Consider the following 17528-nt stretch of genomic DNA (forward strand, 5'->3'; position numbering starts at 1 on the left):
TCCGGTGGCAACGAGATGAGCCTGCTGCCGCTGGCGCGGCGGACGGCGCCGGATGCCACCCTGCTTGCCCTGCGCGGCCGCAGCACCGAAGAGGGTGTGCCGCGATGGTTCCGCCGTTTCGGGCCGCTCTCCTTCGACCAGAAGGATATCGCCAGCGAAGCCGAAGCCCTGGCGGCTTTCCTTGACGAAGCGGAACGGGTCTACGACATCGATATGGCAAGAAGCATTTTCCTCGGCCACTCGAACGGGGCGAATTTCCTTGCGGCCTTCCTGCTCCTTTATCCGCAGCGGTTGCGCAACGTCGTCCTGCTGCGACCCGTCCCGGTCCTGACGGAGCCGCCAGCCGCCGACCTGAACGGCACGAACGTGCTGTTGCTCGCCGGAGAGGACGATCCGTTCCGGCCACAGGCCGAGCCGTTGCTGCAGGGGCTGACGGCCGCCGGCGCGAATGCCCGGTTGCTGCAGGTGACGGGTGCGGGGCACGATCTCTCGCCGGCTGATGTTCCGCTGATGCGCAATTGGCTGGTGGAAACGGCGTAACGCGCTTGCCGCGTGCCCACGGCGCCGTTTGACAACCTGTACCGCTTTGTCTAGATGTACGTACAGGATAATAAGATTGCGCAGACCAGGCGCGAGGAGGCACCGTGGGACGTCGTGACCATCGTTTGTTGGCCAATGCGATCCGTTTTCTGACCATCGATTCCGTGCAGGAGGCAAATTCCGGCCATCCCGGCACGGCGATGGGCATGGCGGACATTGCAGAAGTTCTTTGGAACGATTTTCTCAAGCACAATCCGGGCAATCCGGGCTGGTATGACCGTGACCGTTTCGTGCAATCGAACGGTCACGGCTCGATGCTGACCTATTCGCTGCTGCATCTGAGCGGCTATGATCTGAGCCTTGCCGATCTGCGCAGCCATCGCAAAATGCATTCCAAGACGCCGGGCCATCCGGAATATGGCATCACGCCCGGCGTTGAACTGACCACCGGCCCGCTGGGCCAGGGCTTTGCCAGTGCCGTCGGCATGGCGCTCGCCGAACGCAAGCTGGCGCTGGAATTCAACCGTGACGGTTTTCCGATCGTCGATCACCATACCTATGTCTTTGCCGGCGACGGCTGCATGATGGAGGGCATTTCCCAGGAGGCGGCCTCGCTGGCCGGTACGCTGAAACTCGACAAGCTGGTCGTCTTCTACGACGACAACGGCATTTCCATCGACGGCGAAGTTCAGGACTGGTTTGCCGACGATACCGCCCTGCGCTTCCGCTCAGCCGGCTGGCACGTGATCGACATGATCGACGGTCACGACGCCGCCGCGGTGCATGCGGCGATCAGCGCCGCGCATGCCAACAAGGGCAGCCCGACGCTGATCTGCTGCCGCACCGTCATCGGCTTCGGCTCGCCCAACAAGCAGGGCAAGGAAGAGGCGCATGGCGCGCCGCTCGGCGCGGCGGAAGTGGCGCTGACGCGCGAGCAGCTGAAATGGCCGCACGAGGCTTTCGTGCTGCCGGAGGAGGCGGCGCAAGGCTGGGATGCGCGCAAGCGCGGCAGCGATGCCGAGGCGCAATGGAACACGCTATTCGACGGTTACGCCCGCGCCCATCCGGAACTTGCCGCAGAATTCAAGCGGCGCATGGCCGGCGAAACCGCGCCGGCGCTGGCGAAAACCGTGAGCGATTACACGGCCGGCCTGCTGGCGGCGGCGCCCGTCCGGCAGCCTCTGCGCAAGGCGGTCAGCAAGGTGCTTGCGACGCTCTCTGCGCACCTGCCGGAGCTGATCGGCGGTTCGGCCGACGTGTCTGTGTCGACCCTCGCCTGGACGGGGCAATCGAAATCCATCCGCCCGGACGATTTTTCCGGCAATTTCCTGCATTACGGCGTGCGCGAATTCGGCATGTCGGCGATCATCAACGGCATGGTGGCCCATGGCGGACTGATCCCCTTCGGGGCGCATTATCTCGTCTTCAGCGATTACAGCCGCAACGCCGTGCGCATGGCGTCGCTGATGAAGCTGCGGTCGATCTTTCTCTATACGCATGATTCCATCGGTGTCGGCGAAGACGGGCCGACGCACCAGCCCTGCGAACAGCTCGTCGCCCTGCGCGCCATTCCCGGCATGTCGCTCTGGCGGCCGGGCAGCGAGCTCGAGGCACTCGTCGCCTGGGACGAGGCGGTGCGGGCCAAGGGGCCGACGGTCATCGTCGCCGCGCGCCAGGACGGTGCCGCGGTCCAGCATGCGGCGGGGGATGTGGAGGCCATCCGGCGTGGCGGATACGTTGTCTCCCGCGAAGCTGCCGGGCAGCTCGATGCCGTGCTGGTTTCCACCGGATCGGAACTCGATCTTGCCCTGAAAGCGGCGGAAACGCTGCGCGGCGACGGTCTGCGTGTCCGTGTGGTGTCGATGCCCAACGGCAATATATTTGCGCGCCAGCCGGCGGAGTGGCGCCAGTCGGTGCTGCCGGCGGGCGTGCCGACGGTGTTCGTCGAGGCGGCGTCGCCGATCTACTGGTACCAGTTCCTCAAGGGGCCGGGCACGGTGATCGGCATCGACAGTTTTGGCGAGTCGGCGCCGGGACCAGAGGTCTACCGTCATTTCGACATCACCGCGGACCGTGTCGTCCGCGAGGCGCGGGCGCTGCTGGCTTCGGGATCTGCCTGAGGCGTCATTGGTGTGAATTGTCCGCGGTATACCGCGGGCGAGGAGCACGGTAGAACCGTGCATCCATGATGTGCCGGGCAGAGGAGGAAGGCATGGCGAAGTTCCTGGGGATCGATCTCGGCACCGGTTCCGTCAAGGCGATGCTGGTGGACGAGGCCGGGCGACCGGTTTCCGAGGCGAGCCGCGCCTATCCCGTCCACTCGCCGCAGCCGGGTTACGCCGAGGGACTGCCGGACGAATGGTGGCACCAGACCGTCGAGGCGGTGCACGCCTGTTGCGCCGGCCATGCGGCGGATATCGCCGGCATCGGCCTCTCCGGCCAGGCACATGGCATCGTGCCGCTGGATGCGGCCCACAAGGTGCTGCGGCCGGCCATTCTCTGGCCGGATGTGCGGACGGTAAAGGAAGTCGGTGAAATCCTTGCGTTGCCGGAAGCGGTCCGGTTGCCGCTTGCCAATCCCGTCGTTTCCGGCATGGCGGCGGTGGCGCTCTTGTGGATGCGCAACAACGAACCGGCCGTGCTGGAAAAGACCAGCATCGCCCTTTCCCCGAAAGACTGGCTGCGCTTGCAACTGACCGGCAATTGCGCCACCGAACCCAGCGATGCCTCGATGACGCTGCTCTACGACATGGCGGCGGACGGTTGGTCCGACGCGATGATCCGCGCCGTCGGTATCCGTCGCGACATGTTGCCCGATATCATCGGCTCGACCGAAAGCGGCGGCACGCTGCGCCCGCAGGCCGCCGAAACGCTGGGCCTGCCCGCCGGAATTCCCATCGCTGCAGGCCTTGCCGATACGGCTGCCTGCCTGCTCGGCCTCGGCCAGACGCGGCCGGGCGCCACCGTGCTGCAGGTCGGCTCCGGCATGCAGATCATGACGCTGGTTGATCGGATCACCCCGGACATCCAGCCGTTCTACAACACCTATCGCGGCTGCGGTTCCGTCCGCTACAAGATGGCGGCGATGCAGAATGGCGGCACGGCCTTCGAATGGGCGCGCGCCGCACTCGGCGCTTCCTGGGAGGACATGTACAAGGCTGCCTTCGAGCCCGATCCGGGCAATGGCGGCGCGCTTTTCCTGCCCTATGTCGGCGGCGAGCGGGCGCCGCTGCTCGATCCCAACGCGTCGGCCGCCTGGGTCGATATGCGCCTCGGCTGCGGTCGGGCGCAGATGATCCGCGCGGTTTTCGAGGGCATCGCCTTTACCGTGCGTGACAGCTGGGATGCGATGAAACAGACCGGTGTCGCCGCGGACCACATGCTCCTCACCGGCGGCGGCAGTACCGATCCGCGCTGGCGCCAGCTGCTTGCCGATACCGTGCAATTGCCGATGCGGCCGGTGGTCGACGCCGGCAATGCCACCATCGGCGCGGCCTATCTCGGCGGCATCGTTGCCGGCCATTGGGCCGACGAGGACGACCTGCCCGAGAACGAAACGATCGGGCCGCTGATCGAGCCGCAGTCCTGGCCGCAACTGGACGCCCTCTTCGGGCGCTTCCGCGCCACCTACCGGCAACTCAAGCAGCGATGATACGGATTCAGCCGTTCTGGCGGTAGAGGTCGATCGTCAGCCGCGTGCGGTCGGGGTGGTGCCAGGATTCGTAATATTCCACGGCATTTCCCGACTGGTCATAGGTCAGTTCGCGGTTGAACAGCACCTGCGAGCCGGGTTCGACCTCCAGCAACCGGGCGATATGGTTGTCGGCGCGGCCGATCTCGATGAACCGCTTGCCGGTGGAGACGATGATGCCGAGATCGTTGCGCAGATAATTGTAGAGCGAGGTGTTTTCGAGGCCGGTGAATTCCAGGAGCTGCGGCACGCGGCTATAGGGCAGGTAGTTCTGCACCACCAGCAGCACCTTGCCATCGGCATACCGCAGCCGCTCCAGGAAGATCGCCTTTTCATCGCCGATGCGTTCGACGATGTGGCTCGGGGCAGCGATCAGGCGCTGCTGCAGGATCTTGGTGGTCAGCTTGAAGCCGGCCTTCGCCATGCCCTCCTGCAGCGGATCGAGTTTCTGGGTCAGGGTGATCGGCACCTTGCGCTCGCGCACAAAGGCGCCGCGTCCACGCTCCGTTTCGATCAGCCCGTCCTGGGACAGCGATTGCAGCGCCTGGCGCACGACGCTACGCGACACGTCGTAATGCGAACAGAGCTCATGTTCCGACGGCAGCTTGTCGCCACTGGCAAATTCTCCCGAGGTGATCTGCGCCCGCAACATTTCGGCAAGCTGGAAATATAGCGGAATGGGTGTGCTGCGATCAATGGTCGGCAAAGGGGCGTCTCACAAATGTATCCTGTCCGAACATCATAGTAAGCGGAAAGGAGTTCTGTTTCAACGCGTCGCACCGCTCGCGAGCCGGACGCGAAATCATGGTGATGATTCAATATGTTGCCGTTTTCGGCATCCCAACCGGACGCCATGGGCAATCTTTGTCCGCGTTTTCCTGTATGGTCGTGGCCAGCCTGCCGTCTCTGATCTTGTCATGTCCCGGCGGTTGTGTACCGAGGCGCCATTTCGTCGCAGGCTGCGCCGGATGCCACAAATGACATCGTCGGGAGATGCGGCCACCCTATATCTATACCGTTGAACTCTCATCATCAGGAGATGACCATGTCCGAACTCGTCGTCGTCGGCTTTGACAATCCGGAGGAAGCCGATCGCGTTCTCGTCAAGTTGAACTCCCTGCAAAAAGAATATCTGGTCGATCTGGAGGACGCCGTCGTCGTGGTTCGCGATGCGTCCGGAAAGGTGCATCTCAAGCAAAGCGTCAATCTCACGGCCATCGGCGTGACGTCGGGATTGCTGTCCGGCGGCATCTGGGGTGGCCTTGTCGGCCTTTTGTTCCTCAATCCGCTGGCCGGCTTCGCCATCGGCGGGGCAATCGGTGCCGGGGCCGGCGCGCTGTCGGGCTCGCTGAGCGATTACGGCATTGACGACACCTTCATCAAATCGCTGGGCGAGACCATTCCGAACAACAGTTCGGCCCTGTTCGTGCTGATCCGCAAGGTGCAGCCGGAGAAAGTCATGGCGGAGCTGCACGGCCTGCAGGGGCGCGTCATCAAGACGTCGCTCTCGCCGGAGCAGGAGGAAAAATTGCGCCAGGCGCTGTCACCGGCCGCATCCGGTGCCTGAACACGGCGCAAAAGCCGTTGTCTACAAGCGTAGAACGGATCCGGCAGGCCCATGGGCCTGCCGGCGATGTGTCGTTTGACCCTTCACCGCCGCGCCGCCTGCACGGAAAGCTTGCGGCCGCTGGCAATCAGGGTTTCCTGCAACCGTTCCGACTGGGCCTCGTTGATGTCGATGGGCACGACAAGGCAGATCGTCGCTTCCGGCCGGCCGCTCGGGCCGATGATTGGCGCGGCAAAACATTGCGTGAAGGAGTTGATCAGCCCGCGGGTGACGACGATGTCGCGCCCGCGGGCGTCGTGGCAGGATTGCACGAAATCAGTGAGCGCCAGGAGACGTCCGTCCGGAAGCAGGAGATCGTCCGGGGTGATGCGCTCGGCGATTTCATCGGCCGTCGCATGGGCAAGCAGCACCCGGCCCGACGCCGTCCAGGGGATGGAAATCTGTGAGCCGACCTCCGAGCTGATGCGCATCGGCCGCGACCCCGGGCTCATGTGGATGATCGCCTGTTTGTTGCGATAAAGCACGCAGAGTTCGCTTGTTTCCCCGGTTTCCCGCGACAGCCGGTCCACCTCCGCCGTGCCGCGGTGAATGAGATCGTTTTCGCGCACGTAGTTCGTGCCGTAGAGATACATGAGCTTGCCGAAGAAGACGCGGTTGTCCTCGCCGCTGACTTCGAGAAGCCCGGCTTCCGTCAGCACCCGGACCAGCTCGTAGATCGTCGAGCGCGGCGCACCGAGCGCCTTGGGAAGATCGGCGACACGCACCGGCCGGCCGTAATCGTTGAGATAGGCGAAAAGCTTCAGTACGCGGTCGATGCCTCGCTCGCGGCCGTTCTGATCCTGTTTCTGTTCCATCAATGCACTCAAGACCAAATCCATCACATTTTCTTTCGTTGCGGATTGCCAAGTGGCATCCCGATCTGTATCGTCCTGAATACGGGATTGTTGTCCTGTATATCAGACAAAAAGAGTTTCGCAAAGCTCTACGGGAACCTTAACGGAAAACTGGAGGCCAGGATGAGTGATATTTCTCAGCGTCGTGAATTTCTGAAACTTGGAATGGGCGGCGTTGCCGCTGCAGGAGCGATCGGACTGGTTGCCATGAGCGGCAAGGAGGCCGCGGCGCAGGCGGCAGGCGACAGCCAGTTGCGCACCATCATCGACCGTGGGCACCTGATCGTCGGCACCGGCAGCACCAATGCGCCGTGGCATTTCGAAAACGATGCCGGCGAACTCGTCGGCATGGATGTCACCATGGCCCGCATCCTTGCCAAGGGCCTGTTCGACGATCCGACCAAGGTGGAGTTCGTCAAGCAGGATGCCGCACAGCGCATTCCGAACGTCACCACCGGCAAGGTCGATATCACCATCCAGTTCATGACCATGTCGTCGGCGCGCGCACAGCTGATCAATTTCTCGCGCCCCTATTATGTGGAAGGTGTGGCGCTGCTCGCCCGCCCGGATGCGGAGATCAAGACCTTCGACCAGCTGCTTGCCGGCGGCAGCGCCACCCGCATCTCGATCCTGCAGAACGTCGATGCGGAAGAGAGCATCCACAAGGTGCTGCCGGAAGCGCAGGTGATGCAGATCGATACCCAGGCCAACGTCATCCAGGCGCTGGAAGCCAAGCGCGTCGATGCCGCCGCCGTCGATCTGTCGACGGTGCGCTGGATGGTAGCACGCGATGCCAACCGCTATTTCGACGCCGGCAAGTCGTGGAACGCCATGCTCTACGGCGCCGCGCTCAAACAGGGCGACCTCGACTGGCTGCAATTCGTGAACAACAGCTTCTCGATCGCCATGTTCGGCCATGAGAATGCGCTCTACGATGCCGCCTTCAAGGAGTATTTCGGCCTGGAACCGCCAGCACGCGTGCCGGGCTTCCCGAGCATCTGATCCCATTCCGTCCGGCCGCCGGCGCGTGACAGCGTTGCCGGCGGTCGGGACGGCCAGTGCAGTTCCCGGCGAGGGTGCGACCATCCATGGGATATCATCTCAGTTTTAATCTGATCTGGCGGCATTTCGACAAGCTGTGGGGCGGCCTGCTGCTCAGCCTCGAATTGGCGATCATTTCCATCGCCATCGGCGCGTTGATCGGGCTTGTCCTGGCAGTCTGGTATGTTTCGGCAGGCCGCGTCGTGCGGGCGATCATCGCCGCTTATGTCGAGTTTATCCGCAACGTGCCGTTGATCCTGCTGGTCTATCTCGTCTTCTACGGCCTGCCGACCGCCATCGACATCGCCTACGGCCCGACCACCTCCTTCGTCCTGACCCTGTCGCTTTATGCCGGCGCCTATCTGGTCGAGGTTTTCCGTTCGGGACTGGAAGCGGTGCCGCGCGGGCAACTCGATGCCGGCAAGGCACTCGGCCTGACGCCGTGGCAAAGGCTGATCGACGTGCGGCTGCCGACGATGACACGCATCACCCTGCCGGCCCTGTCGAATACCTTCATCTCGCTGTTCAAGGATACGTCCGTAGCCTCCGTCATCGCCGTGCCGGAGCTGACCTACGGGGCACAGTGGATCAATTTTTCCACCTTCCGCATCGTCGAGGTCTATATCGTCACCACCATCATGTATCTCGTCACCGGCTACGCCATTCTTTTCGGTCTGCGCCAGGTCGAGCGCCGCTTTCGGGTGGAGCGCTGAATGGAACAGATCCTCTACGCCATCCCCTTCCTGGGCCACGGCCTCTACATCACGCTGCTTGTCTCGGCGATCGTCGTCGCGCTGTCGCTTTTCCTTGGCGTGCTCTTCGGCGTCGGCCTCGTCTACGGCCCCTGGCCGGTGGCGCTTATGGTGCGCATCTTCAGCGATTGCATCCGCGGCATACCGATCCTGGTGCTGATCTTCGTCGTCTATTACGGCTTCCCGCAGCTCGGCCTGAACATGAGTTCGTTCTGGGCGGCGGTGCTGGCGCTCACCTTGTTCAAGACGGCGCAGGTGATCGAATATGTACGCGGCGCGATCGGCTCCATTCCGCGCGGGCAGATGGAAGGCGCGATGTCCATCGGCCTCGTCTTCTCCGACCGGTTGCGGTTCGTCATCTTCCCGCAGGCGGTGCGCCGGTTCCTGCCGCCGTGGATCAACGGTGTCACCGATGCCATCAAGGGCTCGGCGCTGGTGTCCCTGCTTGGTGTCGTCGATCTGATGCAGGCGATCAACCAGGTGATCGGCCGTACCTACGAGCCGATGCCGCTCTACCTGCTCGGCGCCTTCATCTATTTCGCCATCAACTACAGCCTCTCCAGCCTCAGCCGCATGCTGGAGCGCCGCTACTCCTATATCCGGGATTGAGACCATGGCTTCAGAACATCTCCTCGATATCCGCCAGCTGGCAAAATCCTTCGGCAAGCACCAGGTGCTGAAAGCCGTCGACCTGCACGTCTCGAAGGGCGAGGTGGTGACCGTCATCGGCCCGTCCGGCAGCGGCAAGACCACGCTTCTGCGCTGCGTCAACTTTCTCGAAACCTATGACGGCGGTTCGATCCGGATCGACGGCACCGAGGTCGGCTATCGCAACGACGGGCCGCAGCGCCGCCGTCGCGGCGAGGTGGATCTTGCCCGCATGCGCGCCGAAACCGGCATGGTTTTCCAGTCCTTCAACCTCTTCCCGCATCTGACGGCGGCGGAAAACGTCATGCTCGGCCTGCGTCGGGTCCGCAAGAAACCGAAGCGGGAAGCGCGCGAGATCGCGTTGCATTGGCTCGGCCGCGTCGGGCTTGGCCACAAGGCCGACAGCCTGCCGGGCGAACTGTCCGGCGGCCAGCAGCAGCGTGTCGGCATCGCCCGCGCCGTGGCGATGGAACCAAAGATCCTGCTGCTCGACGAGATCACCTCCGCGCTCGACCCGGAACTGGTGGGCGAGGTGCTCGACGTCGTGCGCCAGCTGGCCGGCGATGGCATGACCATGCTGATGGTCACCCACGAGATCGCCTTTGCCCGCGACGCCAGCCACCGCATCGTCTTCATGGCGGACGGCATGGTGTCCGCCGTGGTGCCGCCCGACCAGCTGCAGGCGGCAGCCGCCGAAAACGACCGTCTGCGTTCCTTCCTGTCGCGTTTCAGCGCGACGGCCCATTGATCCCAGCCCTTCAATCCAGCCAATGCGAGCCCTTCGATGACCCATAGCGACCGCCTCCGTTCGCTCGGACTTGACCTCATCCCGGCACAGACTCCGATCGGCAATTTCCGCAACGCCGTCAGGGCCGGTTCGATGCTCTATGTTTCCGGCCAGGGACCGGCCAAGGCGGACGGCACGCTGATGAAGGGCAAGGTCGGCATCGATGTGACCACGGCCGAAGCCTACGAGCATGCACGGCTGACCGGCCTCAACCTGCTGTCCGTCGTCGCCGAGAGCGTCGGCGGCCTCGACCAGGTGAAGCGGGTGGTGAAGCTGCTCGGCCTGGTCAATGCCGCACCTGACTTTGCCGAACATCCGGCCGTCATCAACGGCTGTTCCGACCTGATGGTGGCGGTGTTCGGCGAGGCCGGGCAGCATGCCCGCTCGGCCATCGGCGTCGGATCGCTGCCGAACAACATCACCGTCGAAATCGAAGCCATTTTCGAACTGCACAATTGAGGGAGCCATCATGAGCACCATTCAGGACACCTTGTCGAACGAACCCATCCGCGAACGGCTGGGCCTTCGCCCGATCATCAACGTTTCCGGCACGATGACGGCGCTCGGCGCCTCGATCATCGTGCCGGAAGCGATCAAGGCCATGGCTGAGATCGCCCCGCAATTCGTCGAGATGGACGACCTGCAACGCAAGGCAAGCGCGGTCATCGCCCGCCTGACCGGTTCCGAGGCCGGTTTCGTCACGGCGTCCGCCGCCAGCAGCATCGCGATGTCGATTGCCGGCTCGATGACCGGCACGCGGCTCCTGGCGATCGAACGCCTGCCCGACGACACGACCGGCCTGAAGAACGAGGTCATCGTCCAGATGGGCCATGTGGTCAATTACGGCGGTGTCATCGACCAGTCGATCCGCATGTGTGGTGCCAGGGCGGTTCTTGCCGGCACGGTGAGCGTCACGCAGCCTTACCATGTCGACGAGGCGATTACCGAAAAGACCGCGGCGGCACTGTACGTCGTGGCGCATCATACGGTGCAGTACGGCATGCTGTCCCTGCCTGAATTCATCGAGATCTGCCACGCCAAGAACGTACCCGTCATCGTCGATGCCGCTTCCGAATATGATCTGCGCGGCTTCCTTGCCGCCGGCGCCGACATCGCCATCTACAGCGGCCACAAGTTCCTGAGCGGGCCGACCAGCGGCATCGTTGCCGGCCGCAAGGATCTGGTGCGTGCCGGTTACCTGCAGAACCGCGGCATCGGCCGCGGCATGAAGGTGGGCAAGGAAAGCATTGCCGGCGTCATGGCGGCGCTGGAGGTCTGGGAAAAGCGCGACCACGCCGGCATCCGCGCCCGCGAGCAATCGGCGCTCGATCTCTGGCTGGCGCGCCTTGCCGGACTGAAGGGCCTTGCCGTACGTATCATCCCCGATCCGACCAGCAACCCGCTGGACCGGCTGGAAATCAAGGTGCTGCCGGAAAGCGGCTTTACCGCCGCCGGCCTGGCGCAGGCGCTCGCCGCCTCTTCGCCGCCGATCATCGTGCGCAATCACGAAGTCGAGCGCGGGCATTTTTACCTCGATCCGTGCAATCTGCATCCCGGCGAGGAACACACGGTTGCCGATCAGATCGTTCGCTTGATCGAGGCGCCGTCGCGCCCGGACAATGCCATGCTGACACCGACAAAATCGACGGCGGCGGCGCTGCGCTGGCCGGATTGATATCCGAGGAGAGCGATCGATGGGGCATCCACGGCCAGCCAGGTGGCCAGCTTGCGGATCGACCGTTCCAACGTCTCGACATCATCCTCGGCCTCGTGCCGAGGATCGAAGCACCTCAGATATATTCTTCATCGTCAGTGGCTTGGCAGTCGCAGGCAGATCCTCGGCACGAGGCCGAAGATGACGGACCGGTGCGGCTTTTCAGCCCTTTTCGGCGCCACCGTCACAAGCGCTTCTCTCAAGCAAGGACAGGCGCCTCAATGCGCCCGCAACATGCGCTGCACCAGTTCCGTACGGTTATGCGCCTCGAGGCGCTTGCACAGCCGGGCGATGTGGTCCTTGACCGTGTAGGCGGAAATGCCGAGCGAGCGGGCAATTTCCTTGTTCGACTGCCCATGGCAGAGCAGCAGCGCCACCTCGCGGGAGCGTTCCGGCAATTGCTTGATCGTCTCGTTTTCAGAAAAATCGCGGCTGGCGCGGCCAAGACCGAGCGGGTGGGTTTTTTCCGCCCAGGCGATCGGCCGGCTCGACAATCGTCCGGTCTCGACCATGTTGGTCAGCGCCAGTGAACCGGCGCGGCAGAGAAGCTCCATGCCGTCGCGGGCTTCCTGCGGATAGGTGGCCGTCTTGCCGCCGGTCGCCGTGTAGATCACCCCGACGATGCGGTCCTCGACATAGAGCGGACCGGCCATGCAGTGGGTGAAACCCCAGCGCTTGAGCAGGCCGAAATTGTCGCATAGGGGCCAGCCCGAGGCACCTAGCAATTCGGCGCCGTCGATGGGTCGGCCGGTATCGACGACATGTTCGAGAATGGGGTCCTTGCGGTAGGACGTGTCGCCATATTCGCGGATGAAACCTTCCGGCGCCTGTTTGCTGTAGAACAGATAAGGCTTGTGCTCGTCGAGGAAATACAGGCCGATGGCGCCCATGCCGATAAAACGGTTGATGCCGTTGCGGCAGGCATCACCGAGCGTCTGCAGCGAGCGGCTGGCGGCGATGCTCAAAACCGCATCGCCGATGCAATCCCTCGGCGGGACGAGTGTCACGTCATCACCCGGATTCATCCGTTGTCCTTCCTGTCGACGGCGCTTTTTCGAGGGGCTTTTTTTGCCCCTCCCCTCTTGAGTTTTTTGCCGTAAGCCGAAGTTTGCGGCAAAATTGACCAAAAGCAAGCGCCTTATGACGGAAATGTGAACGGCATCAGCCGTTGACGCCGAAGACCTCCCATTTCGCATTCGGGCCGTAGGCGCCGAGATAGACGCGGCCGCATTCCTGTACTACCTCATCCGCCATCAGGATATGCTGCGTGCCGGAATGGATGTCGCGGTAGAAGCGCTGCATCACGCCGTCATGCAGCGAGGCGCCGCGGGCCGCACGGTGGGCGAAGGTGCTGACCTCGGAAATGACGTCGTGGATATGGCGGAGCGCCAGCTTGATATCGGCGATCTGCTCGACGGAGGCTTCGCCACCATGGGCAAACGTATCCGCCAGGCTGCCCCAGGACTGGTAGATGAAAGCGCGGGCCGAGCGATACTTGGCTTCGGCGCGGGCGAACTCGAACTTGAAGACCCCGCCTTCGTTCATCTTGCCGAAAGCGTCGATGCGCTTGGAGGCGAGTTTCGCCAGTTCGTCCAGCATGCGCCGGCCGACGCCGAGCGCCCAGCTGGTATGGCCCCAGGCGGTGTAGCCGACGAGGCCGAGCGTCGATTGCTTGCCACCGCGCTGGGCTTCGGCAACGGCGAAATCGTAGCAGCAGCGATCCGGCACGAACAGTTCCGGACCGTCCTTCAGCGTGTAGTCGAAGCTGCCGGTGGCGCGCAGGCCGAGCACGTCCCAATTTCCCTTGAGCACGATCGTGTCGCGCGGATGGTGGGTGACGACGATGCGCGGCGCACCGTTCGGCAGCTTCAGCATGGTGCCGTCGTCGTCTGTGAGGAAACAACCGGAGTGGATCCACTTGGCATGATGGATACCGCTGCCATAGGCCCAGTGGCCCTTGATCATGTAGCCGCCTTCGACCTTGCGGGCGAAACCGCGCGGCACGCCGTTGCCGGCCACCATGGTATCGGCGCCACCGGCGAACACTTCCTCGGCGCCGTCATCGGGCAGCAGGACCGACAGCACGCCGCCGACGGCATTGTTGACCACGACGCACCAGCCGGCAGAGCCATGCGCCCAGGCGACACGCTCGGCAAGCCGCATGGCATCGACATGCGGCAGTTCCGCGCCACCGAGTTCCTTCGGCATCAGCATGCTGTAGAGGCCATTGGCTTTCAGCAGTTCGAATGTGGTGTCCGAGAGGCGGTTGAGCGCTTCGCTTTCTTCCGCAGCGGCTTCGATCGCGGGCAGGATGCTCTCCACCTTGGCCAGCATGCCTTGAAACGTTTCGGTGCGGGATTCCTTCAGCTTGGTGACGGAACTGTTCATGGATTCACCCTCTTGGCTTTGTTTTTCTTGGCGTTTTGACACGGCCGCCCCAAGGCGGAGATGCCAATTCCCCATCAGTCTTCCCGTCATGCCGCGAGCGTTCAACGCCCCCATTTGGGGGAATTGTTGTTGGTCAAGTCCGGCCGAATACTCGCAGCCGTGGGAATTTCACGGGCCGCGAACAGCCAAGAAAGCGACGCAGCCCGACTGGGAGTATGATGCCGATGACTGGACCAAAGGTCATAGGTTTCTGCGGCAACACGCAGAGACCGTCCAAGACGCGAGCGCTGGTGGAGGCGGTGGCCGGCCAGCTTGCCGATCGCCATGACATCGATACCGAGATATTCGACCTGGCGGGCCTGGAGCTCGATGCGCTGCAATATGGGCGGCTGTCGCCGCAGGCGGCTGCGCTGATCACGGCGATCGAGACCGCCGATGCACTGATCGTCGGCACCCCGGTCTACAAGGGTTCCTATAGCGGCCTGTTCAAGCATGTCTTCGATCTGGTGCAGCCGGCGGCATTGATCGACCGGCCGGTGTTGCTGACGGCCACCGGTGGCGGCACCCGCCATTGCCTGATGGTCGAGCACCAGTTGCGGCCGCTCTTCGGTTTCTTCGAAGCCTGCACCGTGCCGACCGCGGTCTATGCCAGCGAGGCGGATTTCGAGGATGGCCGCCCGGCCAGCCCGCTCGTTCTGCAGCGCATCGCCGCGGCCAGCGGCCAGCTCGCGCGCCTCGTCCATCACCATTGCCTTGAAGCCGCAGAATAGGAGATCTGCCATGCTACAGACCGCCAGCGCCCTGTTCTTTGCCGCCATGGACGGTTTCGACCGTTCCGAAATAGACGTGAACGGCATCCGCACCGTCGTCTACGGCATCGGCGAAGGAAAACCGATCGTCTTCCTGCATGGCGCCGGTACCTTTCCGGGCTTCGAGTTCGCCAAGCGGATCGCATCCAACCGCCGTGTTCTCATCCCCTATCACCCGGGTTTTGGCGAGTCCGCCGATGACGACCGTGCGACGACGATCGACGATTACGTGCTGCATTATGCGACCCTGTTCGATCAGCTGGGCCTCTCCGATATCGATCTGGCCGGCTTTTCGCTCGGCGGCTGGATCGCCGCCGAATATGCAGCCCGGTTCGGTGAAAAAATTCGTCGCCTCGCTCTCGTCGCCCCGGCCGGACTGGTCGTCAACGAGCATCCCGTGCCGGACCTCTCGGTCGTCGCCCCTCAGGATCTGCCGGGATACCTGACGCATGATCCGATGGTGGCCGTCAGCTATTTCCCCAAGGGGCCGGACCCAGCCTTCAATCAAGCGCTCGGCCGCGAGATGATGGGGCTTGGCCGCCTGCTTGCGCAGGACCCGCAGGGCAACCCGAAGCTGGAGCGCTGGCTGCCGCGCATCGCCGCACCCACCCTGCTTCTCTGGGGCAGCGCCGACCGCATGCGCCCGGCCGGCGCGGCGGACACCTGGCTGAAGCTCATTCCCAATTCCAGTGCCGAATTTTTCCCGGAGACCGGTCACCTGCTCTTCGAGGAACGGCCGGAGGCGGCGGACAGCCTGCTCGCCTTCTTCACCGCAGACACCATTGCCAGCAATCAGAAAGGACAGACCATGGTTTCCATGCCGGCCGGCGTGACCAAAAGCAGCGAAAGTTACGAAGGTATCGTCTGGAGCATTTTAGGCCAGACCTACACGCTGAAACAGCAATCGGATGCCTCGATGGCCTGGCATGCGGTGCTGCCGCCCGGCACCTTCGTGCCGCCGCATATCCATCCGACACAGGACGAGTTCATCTATCTTCTCGAAGGCGAGCTGGACCTGCTTCTCGACGGCGAGAAAGCTTCCGCCAAGCCCGGCGACACCATCCGCCTGCCCATGGGCCAGTCGCACGGCATCTTCAACAACTCCAAGGACACCATCGTGAAATGTGTGTTCTGGGTCGCCCCGACCGGCAAGCTGCGCGGCCTTTTCGAACGCATCCACAATGTCGGCGATCCGGCCGAGGTGGTGCGTATCGCTGCCGAACATGAGGTGGATTTCCTGCCGCCGCCCGGCGCCTGAGCTTTTTCGGAGCGGCGGGCGGAAGGGAAACCACCGTCGCACCGGCAACACCTGAAGAGCTGCCGCGAAAAGGCAGCCGCGGATGCATTCGTTTCAAACAAGGGGAACCCGACCAATGAAATGGGAAATGTTATCGGATTTCGACAAATCCAGAATAAAACGCTGGCAGATCGGCATGCTGACGCTGGCGCTGCTATGTGAAATGTTCCTGGCCGCAGACTGGTACGCCTTCGCCGCCGTCATTCCGTTCATCTCGGAAACGCTGCAGCTCGATCCGGCGCAGGCCGGCCTGGCGCAGGGCATCTTTGCGCTGACCTACGGTCTCGGCATGATCGTCTGGTCGCAGGTGAGCAAGAGCATGACTGCCCGCAGCATGCTGCTGATCGGCCTGGCCGGCACCGGCCTCGGCATGGTGGCCCAGGTCTATGTCCAGAGCTACGGCCAGCTGATCGCGCTGCGCCTCTTCGTTGGTTTCTTCGATGCCGCGATCTTCCTCGGCAACATGAAGCTGATTGTCGGCTGGTTCCCGCAGGCGCGCCGCGGCAGCGTCATCGGCCTCATCCTTGCCGCCTACAGCCTGGCGATCACGCTGGATTTCGCCCTTGGCATTCCGTTGACCATCGCTTATGGCTGGCGCACCTTCTTCGGCATCCTCGCTGCCGGCACGCTGATCGTCGCCGTCTGTGTCGTGCTGTTCACCCGCAACGGTCCCGCCCATATCGGCATTTCGGGTTTCCTCTGGGAGCCGGAAAAGGACCGCACCGCCAATGTTTCGCTTTCCAGCATCTTCAAGTCGCGCTGGATCATCGTCGGCGGCCTCGGTATCTCGGCCTGCACCATGGCGATCGCCGGCACGGCTACCTGGGTGATCCCGGCCTACATCACCATCCATGCCATGCCTGTCGAGGACGCGGCGCTGATCGGCACGCTGATGGGCTTGTCGCAGGTGTTCTTCCTGGTGATCGGCGGCTACATCTCCGACCGTATGGGCAAGGCGGCGATGATCAAGTTCGGCACCGTGCTGGCGCTGCTGGTGGCTGTGATGTTCACCATCGGCACCATGTCCGCCCTGCCCTTCGTCTGGCTGGTGATCATGGCGCTGCTCAGCGGCATCGCGCTCTTCGGCGGCGGCGCGATCTTCGCCCTGCTCAGCAAAAAATATCCGGACGAACTGGCGACGGCGGCGGTGGGATATGCTGAGATCTTCGGCATCCTCTCCACCTTCATCTCGCCGTGGATGATGGGCGTGGTCATCAAGGTGTCGGGCGGTTCCTTCGCCAGCGCCTTCCTGGCCTTCGCCATCGCCGAGGCGATCATGCTGGCGATCATCGTGGCGCTTGCCCGCGAGACCGGCCGTGTCGCCAGCGGCCCGGTCGTCGGTTCGACGTCGCGCGGCTGACCTTTCCCCTGTCTCCTCCCGCGCAGGCCCCCGCCCGCCGG

The 17528-nt window shown here is 63.4% G+C and carries 17 protein-coding genes and 1 pseudogene; 14 read left to right on the top strand and 4 right to left on the bottom strand.

Annotation, left to right across the window (positions count from 1 at the left end):
* The 3 genes from DEM27_RS34085 to DEM27_RS20910 all read left to right on the top strand — a co-directional run.
* On the top strand, positions 1-540 hold a 540-nt coding region (locus tag DEM27_RS34085; protein WP_165823514.1), incomplete at its 5' end, for an alpha/beta hydrolase.
* Between the two features lie 104 nt (positions 541-644).
* Positions 645-2660 (top strand): transketolase, encoded by a 2016-nt coding sequence (tkt, locus tag DEM27_RS20905; protein WP_165823515.1) that lies wholly within the window; start codon positions 645-647, stop codon positions 2658-2660.
* A 92-nt stretch (positions 2661-2752) separates the two neighbouring features.
* The gene (locus DEM27_RS20910) at positions 2753-4192 is read left to right on the top strand and encodes a xylulokinase (protein WP_109460202.1); all 1440 of its coding nucleotides are present in this window, start codon (positions 2753-2755) and stop codon (positions 4190-4192) included.
* A 7-nt stretch (positions 4193-4199) separates the two neighbouring features.
* Here the strand turns inward: DEM27_RS20910 and DEM27_RS20915 are convergent, their stop codons facing one another.
* Positions 4200-4937 carry a GntR family transcriptional regulator gene (locus DEM27_RS20915; RefSeq protein ID WP_245445988.1) on the bottom strand — a complete coding sequence of 246 codons (738 nt, stop codon included), beginning with the start codon at positions 4935-4937 and terminating at the stop codon, positions 4200-4202.
* A gap of 339 nt (positions 4938-5276) precedes the next feature.
* Here DEM27_RS20915 and DEM27_RS20920 point away from each other — a divergent pair, with 339 nt between their 5' ends.
* Entirely contained in the window at positions 5277-5798 is a 522-nt protein-coding gene (locus DEM27_RS20920) for a DUF1269 domain-containing protein (RefSeq protein WP_109460203.1), read from the top strand.
* A gap of 83 nt (positions 5799-5881) precedes the next feature.
* Here DEM27_RS20920 and DEM27_RS20925 read toward each other — a convergent pair whose 3' ends face one another.
* Positions 5882-6652 carry an IclR family transcriptional regulator gene (locus tag DEM27_RS20925; RefSeq protein ID WP_245445990.1) on the bottom strand — a complete coding sequence of 257 codons (771 nt, stop codon included), beginning with the start codon at positions 6650-6652 and terminating at the stop codon, positions 5882-5884.
* 162 nt (positions 6653-6814) lie between these two features.
* Between DEM27_RS20925 and DEM27_RS20930 the strand changes: the two genes are divergently transcribed.
* From DEM27_RS20930 to DEM27_RS20955, 6 genes are all read left to right on the top strand, one after another.
* Positions 6815-7693, top strand: a complete 879-nt coding sequence (locus DEM27_RS20930) for a transporter substrate-binding domain-containing protein (protein WP_109460205.1) — start codon at positions 6815-6817, stop codon at positions 7691-7693.
* 86 nt (positions 7694-7779) lie between these two features.
* Entirely contained in the window at positions 7780-8445 is a 666-nt protein-coding gene (locus DEM27_RS20935; protein WP_109460206.1) for an amino acid ABC transporter permease, read from the top strand.
* Entirely contained in the window at positions 8446-9093 is a 648-nt protein-coding gene (locus DEM27_RS20940; protein WP_109460207.1) for an amino acid ABC transporter permease, read from the top strand. It begins immediately after the preceding gene.
* Between the two features lie 4 nt (positions 9094-9097).
* On the top strand, positions 9098-9880 hold the full coding sequence (locus DEM27_RS20945) for an amino acid ABC transporter ATP-binding protein (RefSeq protein WP_165823516.1): 783 nt from the start codon (positions 9098-9100) through the stop codon (positions 9878-9880).
* A gap of 36 nt (positions 9881-9916) precedes the next feature.
* Positions 9917-10378: a RidA family protein gene (locus DEM27_RS20950; RefSeq protein WP_109460209.1), complete on the top strand. Its 462-nt coding sequence runs from the start codon at positions 9917-9919 to the stop codon at positions 10376-10378.
* 10 nt (positions 10379-10388) lie between these two features.
* Positions 10389-11594, top strand: coding sequence for an aminotransferase class V-fold PLP-dependent enzyme (locus DEM27_RS20955; protein WP_109460210.1), 1206 nt, complete (start codon positions 10389-10391; stop codon positions 11592-11594).
* A gap of 257 nt (positions 11595-11851) precedes the next feature.
* Here DEM27_RS20955 and DEM27_RS34705 read toward each other — a convergent pair whose 3' ends face one another.
* Together DEM27_RS34705 and DEM27_RS20965 are read right to left on the bottom strand one after the other, a co-directional pair.
* Positions 11852-12658, bottom strand: a complete 807-nt coding sequence (locus DEM27_RS34705; RefSeq protein ID WP_245445992.1) for a LuxR C-terminal-related transcriptional regulator — start codon at positions 12656-12658, stop codon at positions 11852-11854.
* A gap of 136 nt (positions 12659-12794) precedes the next feature.
* On the bottom strand, positions 12795-14021 hold the full coding sequence (locus DEM27_RS20965; protein ID WP_109460211.1) for an acyl-CoA dehydrogenase family protein: 1227 nt from the start codon (positions 14019-14021) through the stop codon (positions 12795-12797).
* Between the two features lie 224 nt (positions 14022-14245).
* Between DEM27_RS20965 and msuE the strand changes: the two genes are divergently transcribed.
* The 4 genes and pseudogenes from msuE to DEM27_RS20985 all read left to right on the top strand — a co-directional run bounded on the left by msuE (position 14246) and on the right by DEM27_RS20985 (position 17487).
* On the top strand, positions 14246-14791 hold the full coding sequence (msuE, locus tag DEM27_RS20970) for an FMN reductase (protein ID WP_280954529.1): 546 nt from the start codon (positions 14246-14248) through the stop codon (positions 14789-14791).
* Positions 14792-14837: 46 nt separating this feature from the next.
* A pseudogene (locus DEM27_RS20975) lies at positions 14838-15563 on the top strand (alpha/beta fold hydrolase); the annotation flags it as partial.
* A 75-nt stretch (positions 15564-15638) separates the two neighbouring features.
* Positions 15639-16088 (top strand): cupin domain-containing protein, encoded by a 450-nt coding sequence (locus DEM27_RS20980; protein WP_109460370.1) that lies wholly within the window; start codon positions 15639-15641, stop codon positions 16086-16088.
* A gap of 127 nt (positions 16089-16215) precedes the next feature.
* Entirely contained in the window at positions 16216-17487 is a 1272-nt protein-coding gene (locus tag DEM27_RS20985; RefSeq protein ID WP_245445996.1) for an MFS transporter, read from the top strand.
* Positions 17488-17528: the final 41 nt, after the last annotated feature.

It is taken from the genome of Rhizobium album (assembly GCF_003122325.1).
GTDB classification, from domain to species: Bacteria; Pseudomonadota; Alphaproteobacteria; order Rhizobiales; family Rhizobiaceae; genus Metarhizobium; species Metarhizobium album.

Coding starts and splice junctions, on each gene's coding strand:
- DEM27_RS20910 (WP_109460202.1), top strand. CDS start 2,753: ATGGCGAAGTTCCTGGGGATCGATCTCGGCACCGGTTCCGTCAAGGCG.
- DEM27_RS20920 (WP_109460203.1), top strand. CDS start 5,277: ATGTCCGAACTCGTCGTCGTCGGCTTTGACAATCCGGAGGAAGCCGAT.
- DEM27_RS20925 (WP_245445990.1), bottom strand. CDS start 6,652: ATGGAACAGAAACAGGATCAGAACGGCCGCGAGCGAGGCATCGACCGC.
- DEM27_RS20930 (WP_109460205.1), top strand. CDS start 6,815: ATGAGTGATATTTCTCAGCGTCGTGAATTTCTGAAACTTGGAATGGGC.
- DEM27_RS20935 (WP_109460206.1), top strand. CDS start 7,780: ATGGGATATCATCTCAGTTTTAATCTGATCTGGCGGCATTTCGACAAG.
- DEM27_RS20940 (WP_109460207.1), top strand. CDS start 8,446: ATGGAACAGATCCTCTACGCCATCCCCTTCCTGGGCCACGGCCTCTAC.
- DEM27_RS20945 (WP_165823516.1), top strand. CDS start 9,098: ATGGCTTCAGAACATCTCCTCGATATCCGCCAGCTGGCAAAATCCTTC.
- DEM27_RS20950 (WP_109460209.1), top strand. CDS start 9,917: ATGACCCATAGCGACCGCCTCCGTTCGCTCGGACTTGACCTCATCCCG.
- DEM27_RS20955 (WP_109460210.1), top strand. CDS start 10,389: ATGAGCACCATTCAGGACACCTTGTCGAACGAACCCATCCGCGAACGG.
- DEM27_RS34705 (WP_245445992.1), bottom strand. CDS start 12,658: ATGAATCCGGGTGATGACGTGACACTCGTCCCGCCGAGGGATTGCATC.
- DEM27_RS20965 (WP_109460211.1), bottom strand. CDS start 14,021: ATGAACAGTTCCGTCACCAAGCTGAAGGAATCCCGCACCGAAACGTTT.
- msuE (WP_280954529.1), top strand. CDS start 14,246: ATGACTGGACCAAAGGTCATAGGTTTCTGCGGCAACACGCAGAGACCG.
- DEM27_RS20980 (WP_109460370.1), top strand. CDS start 15,639: ATGGTTTCCATGCCGGCCGGCGTGACCAAAAGCAGCGAAAGTTACGAA.
- DEM27_RS20985 (WP_245445996.1), top strand. CDS start 16,216: ATGTTATCGGATTTCGACAAATCCAGAATAAAACGCTGGCAGATCGGC.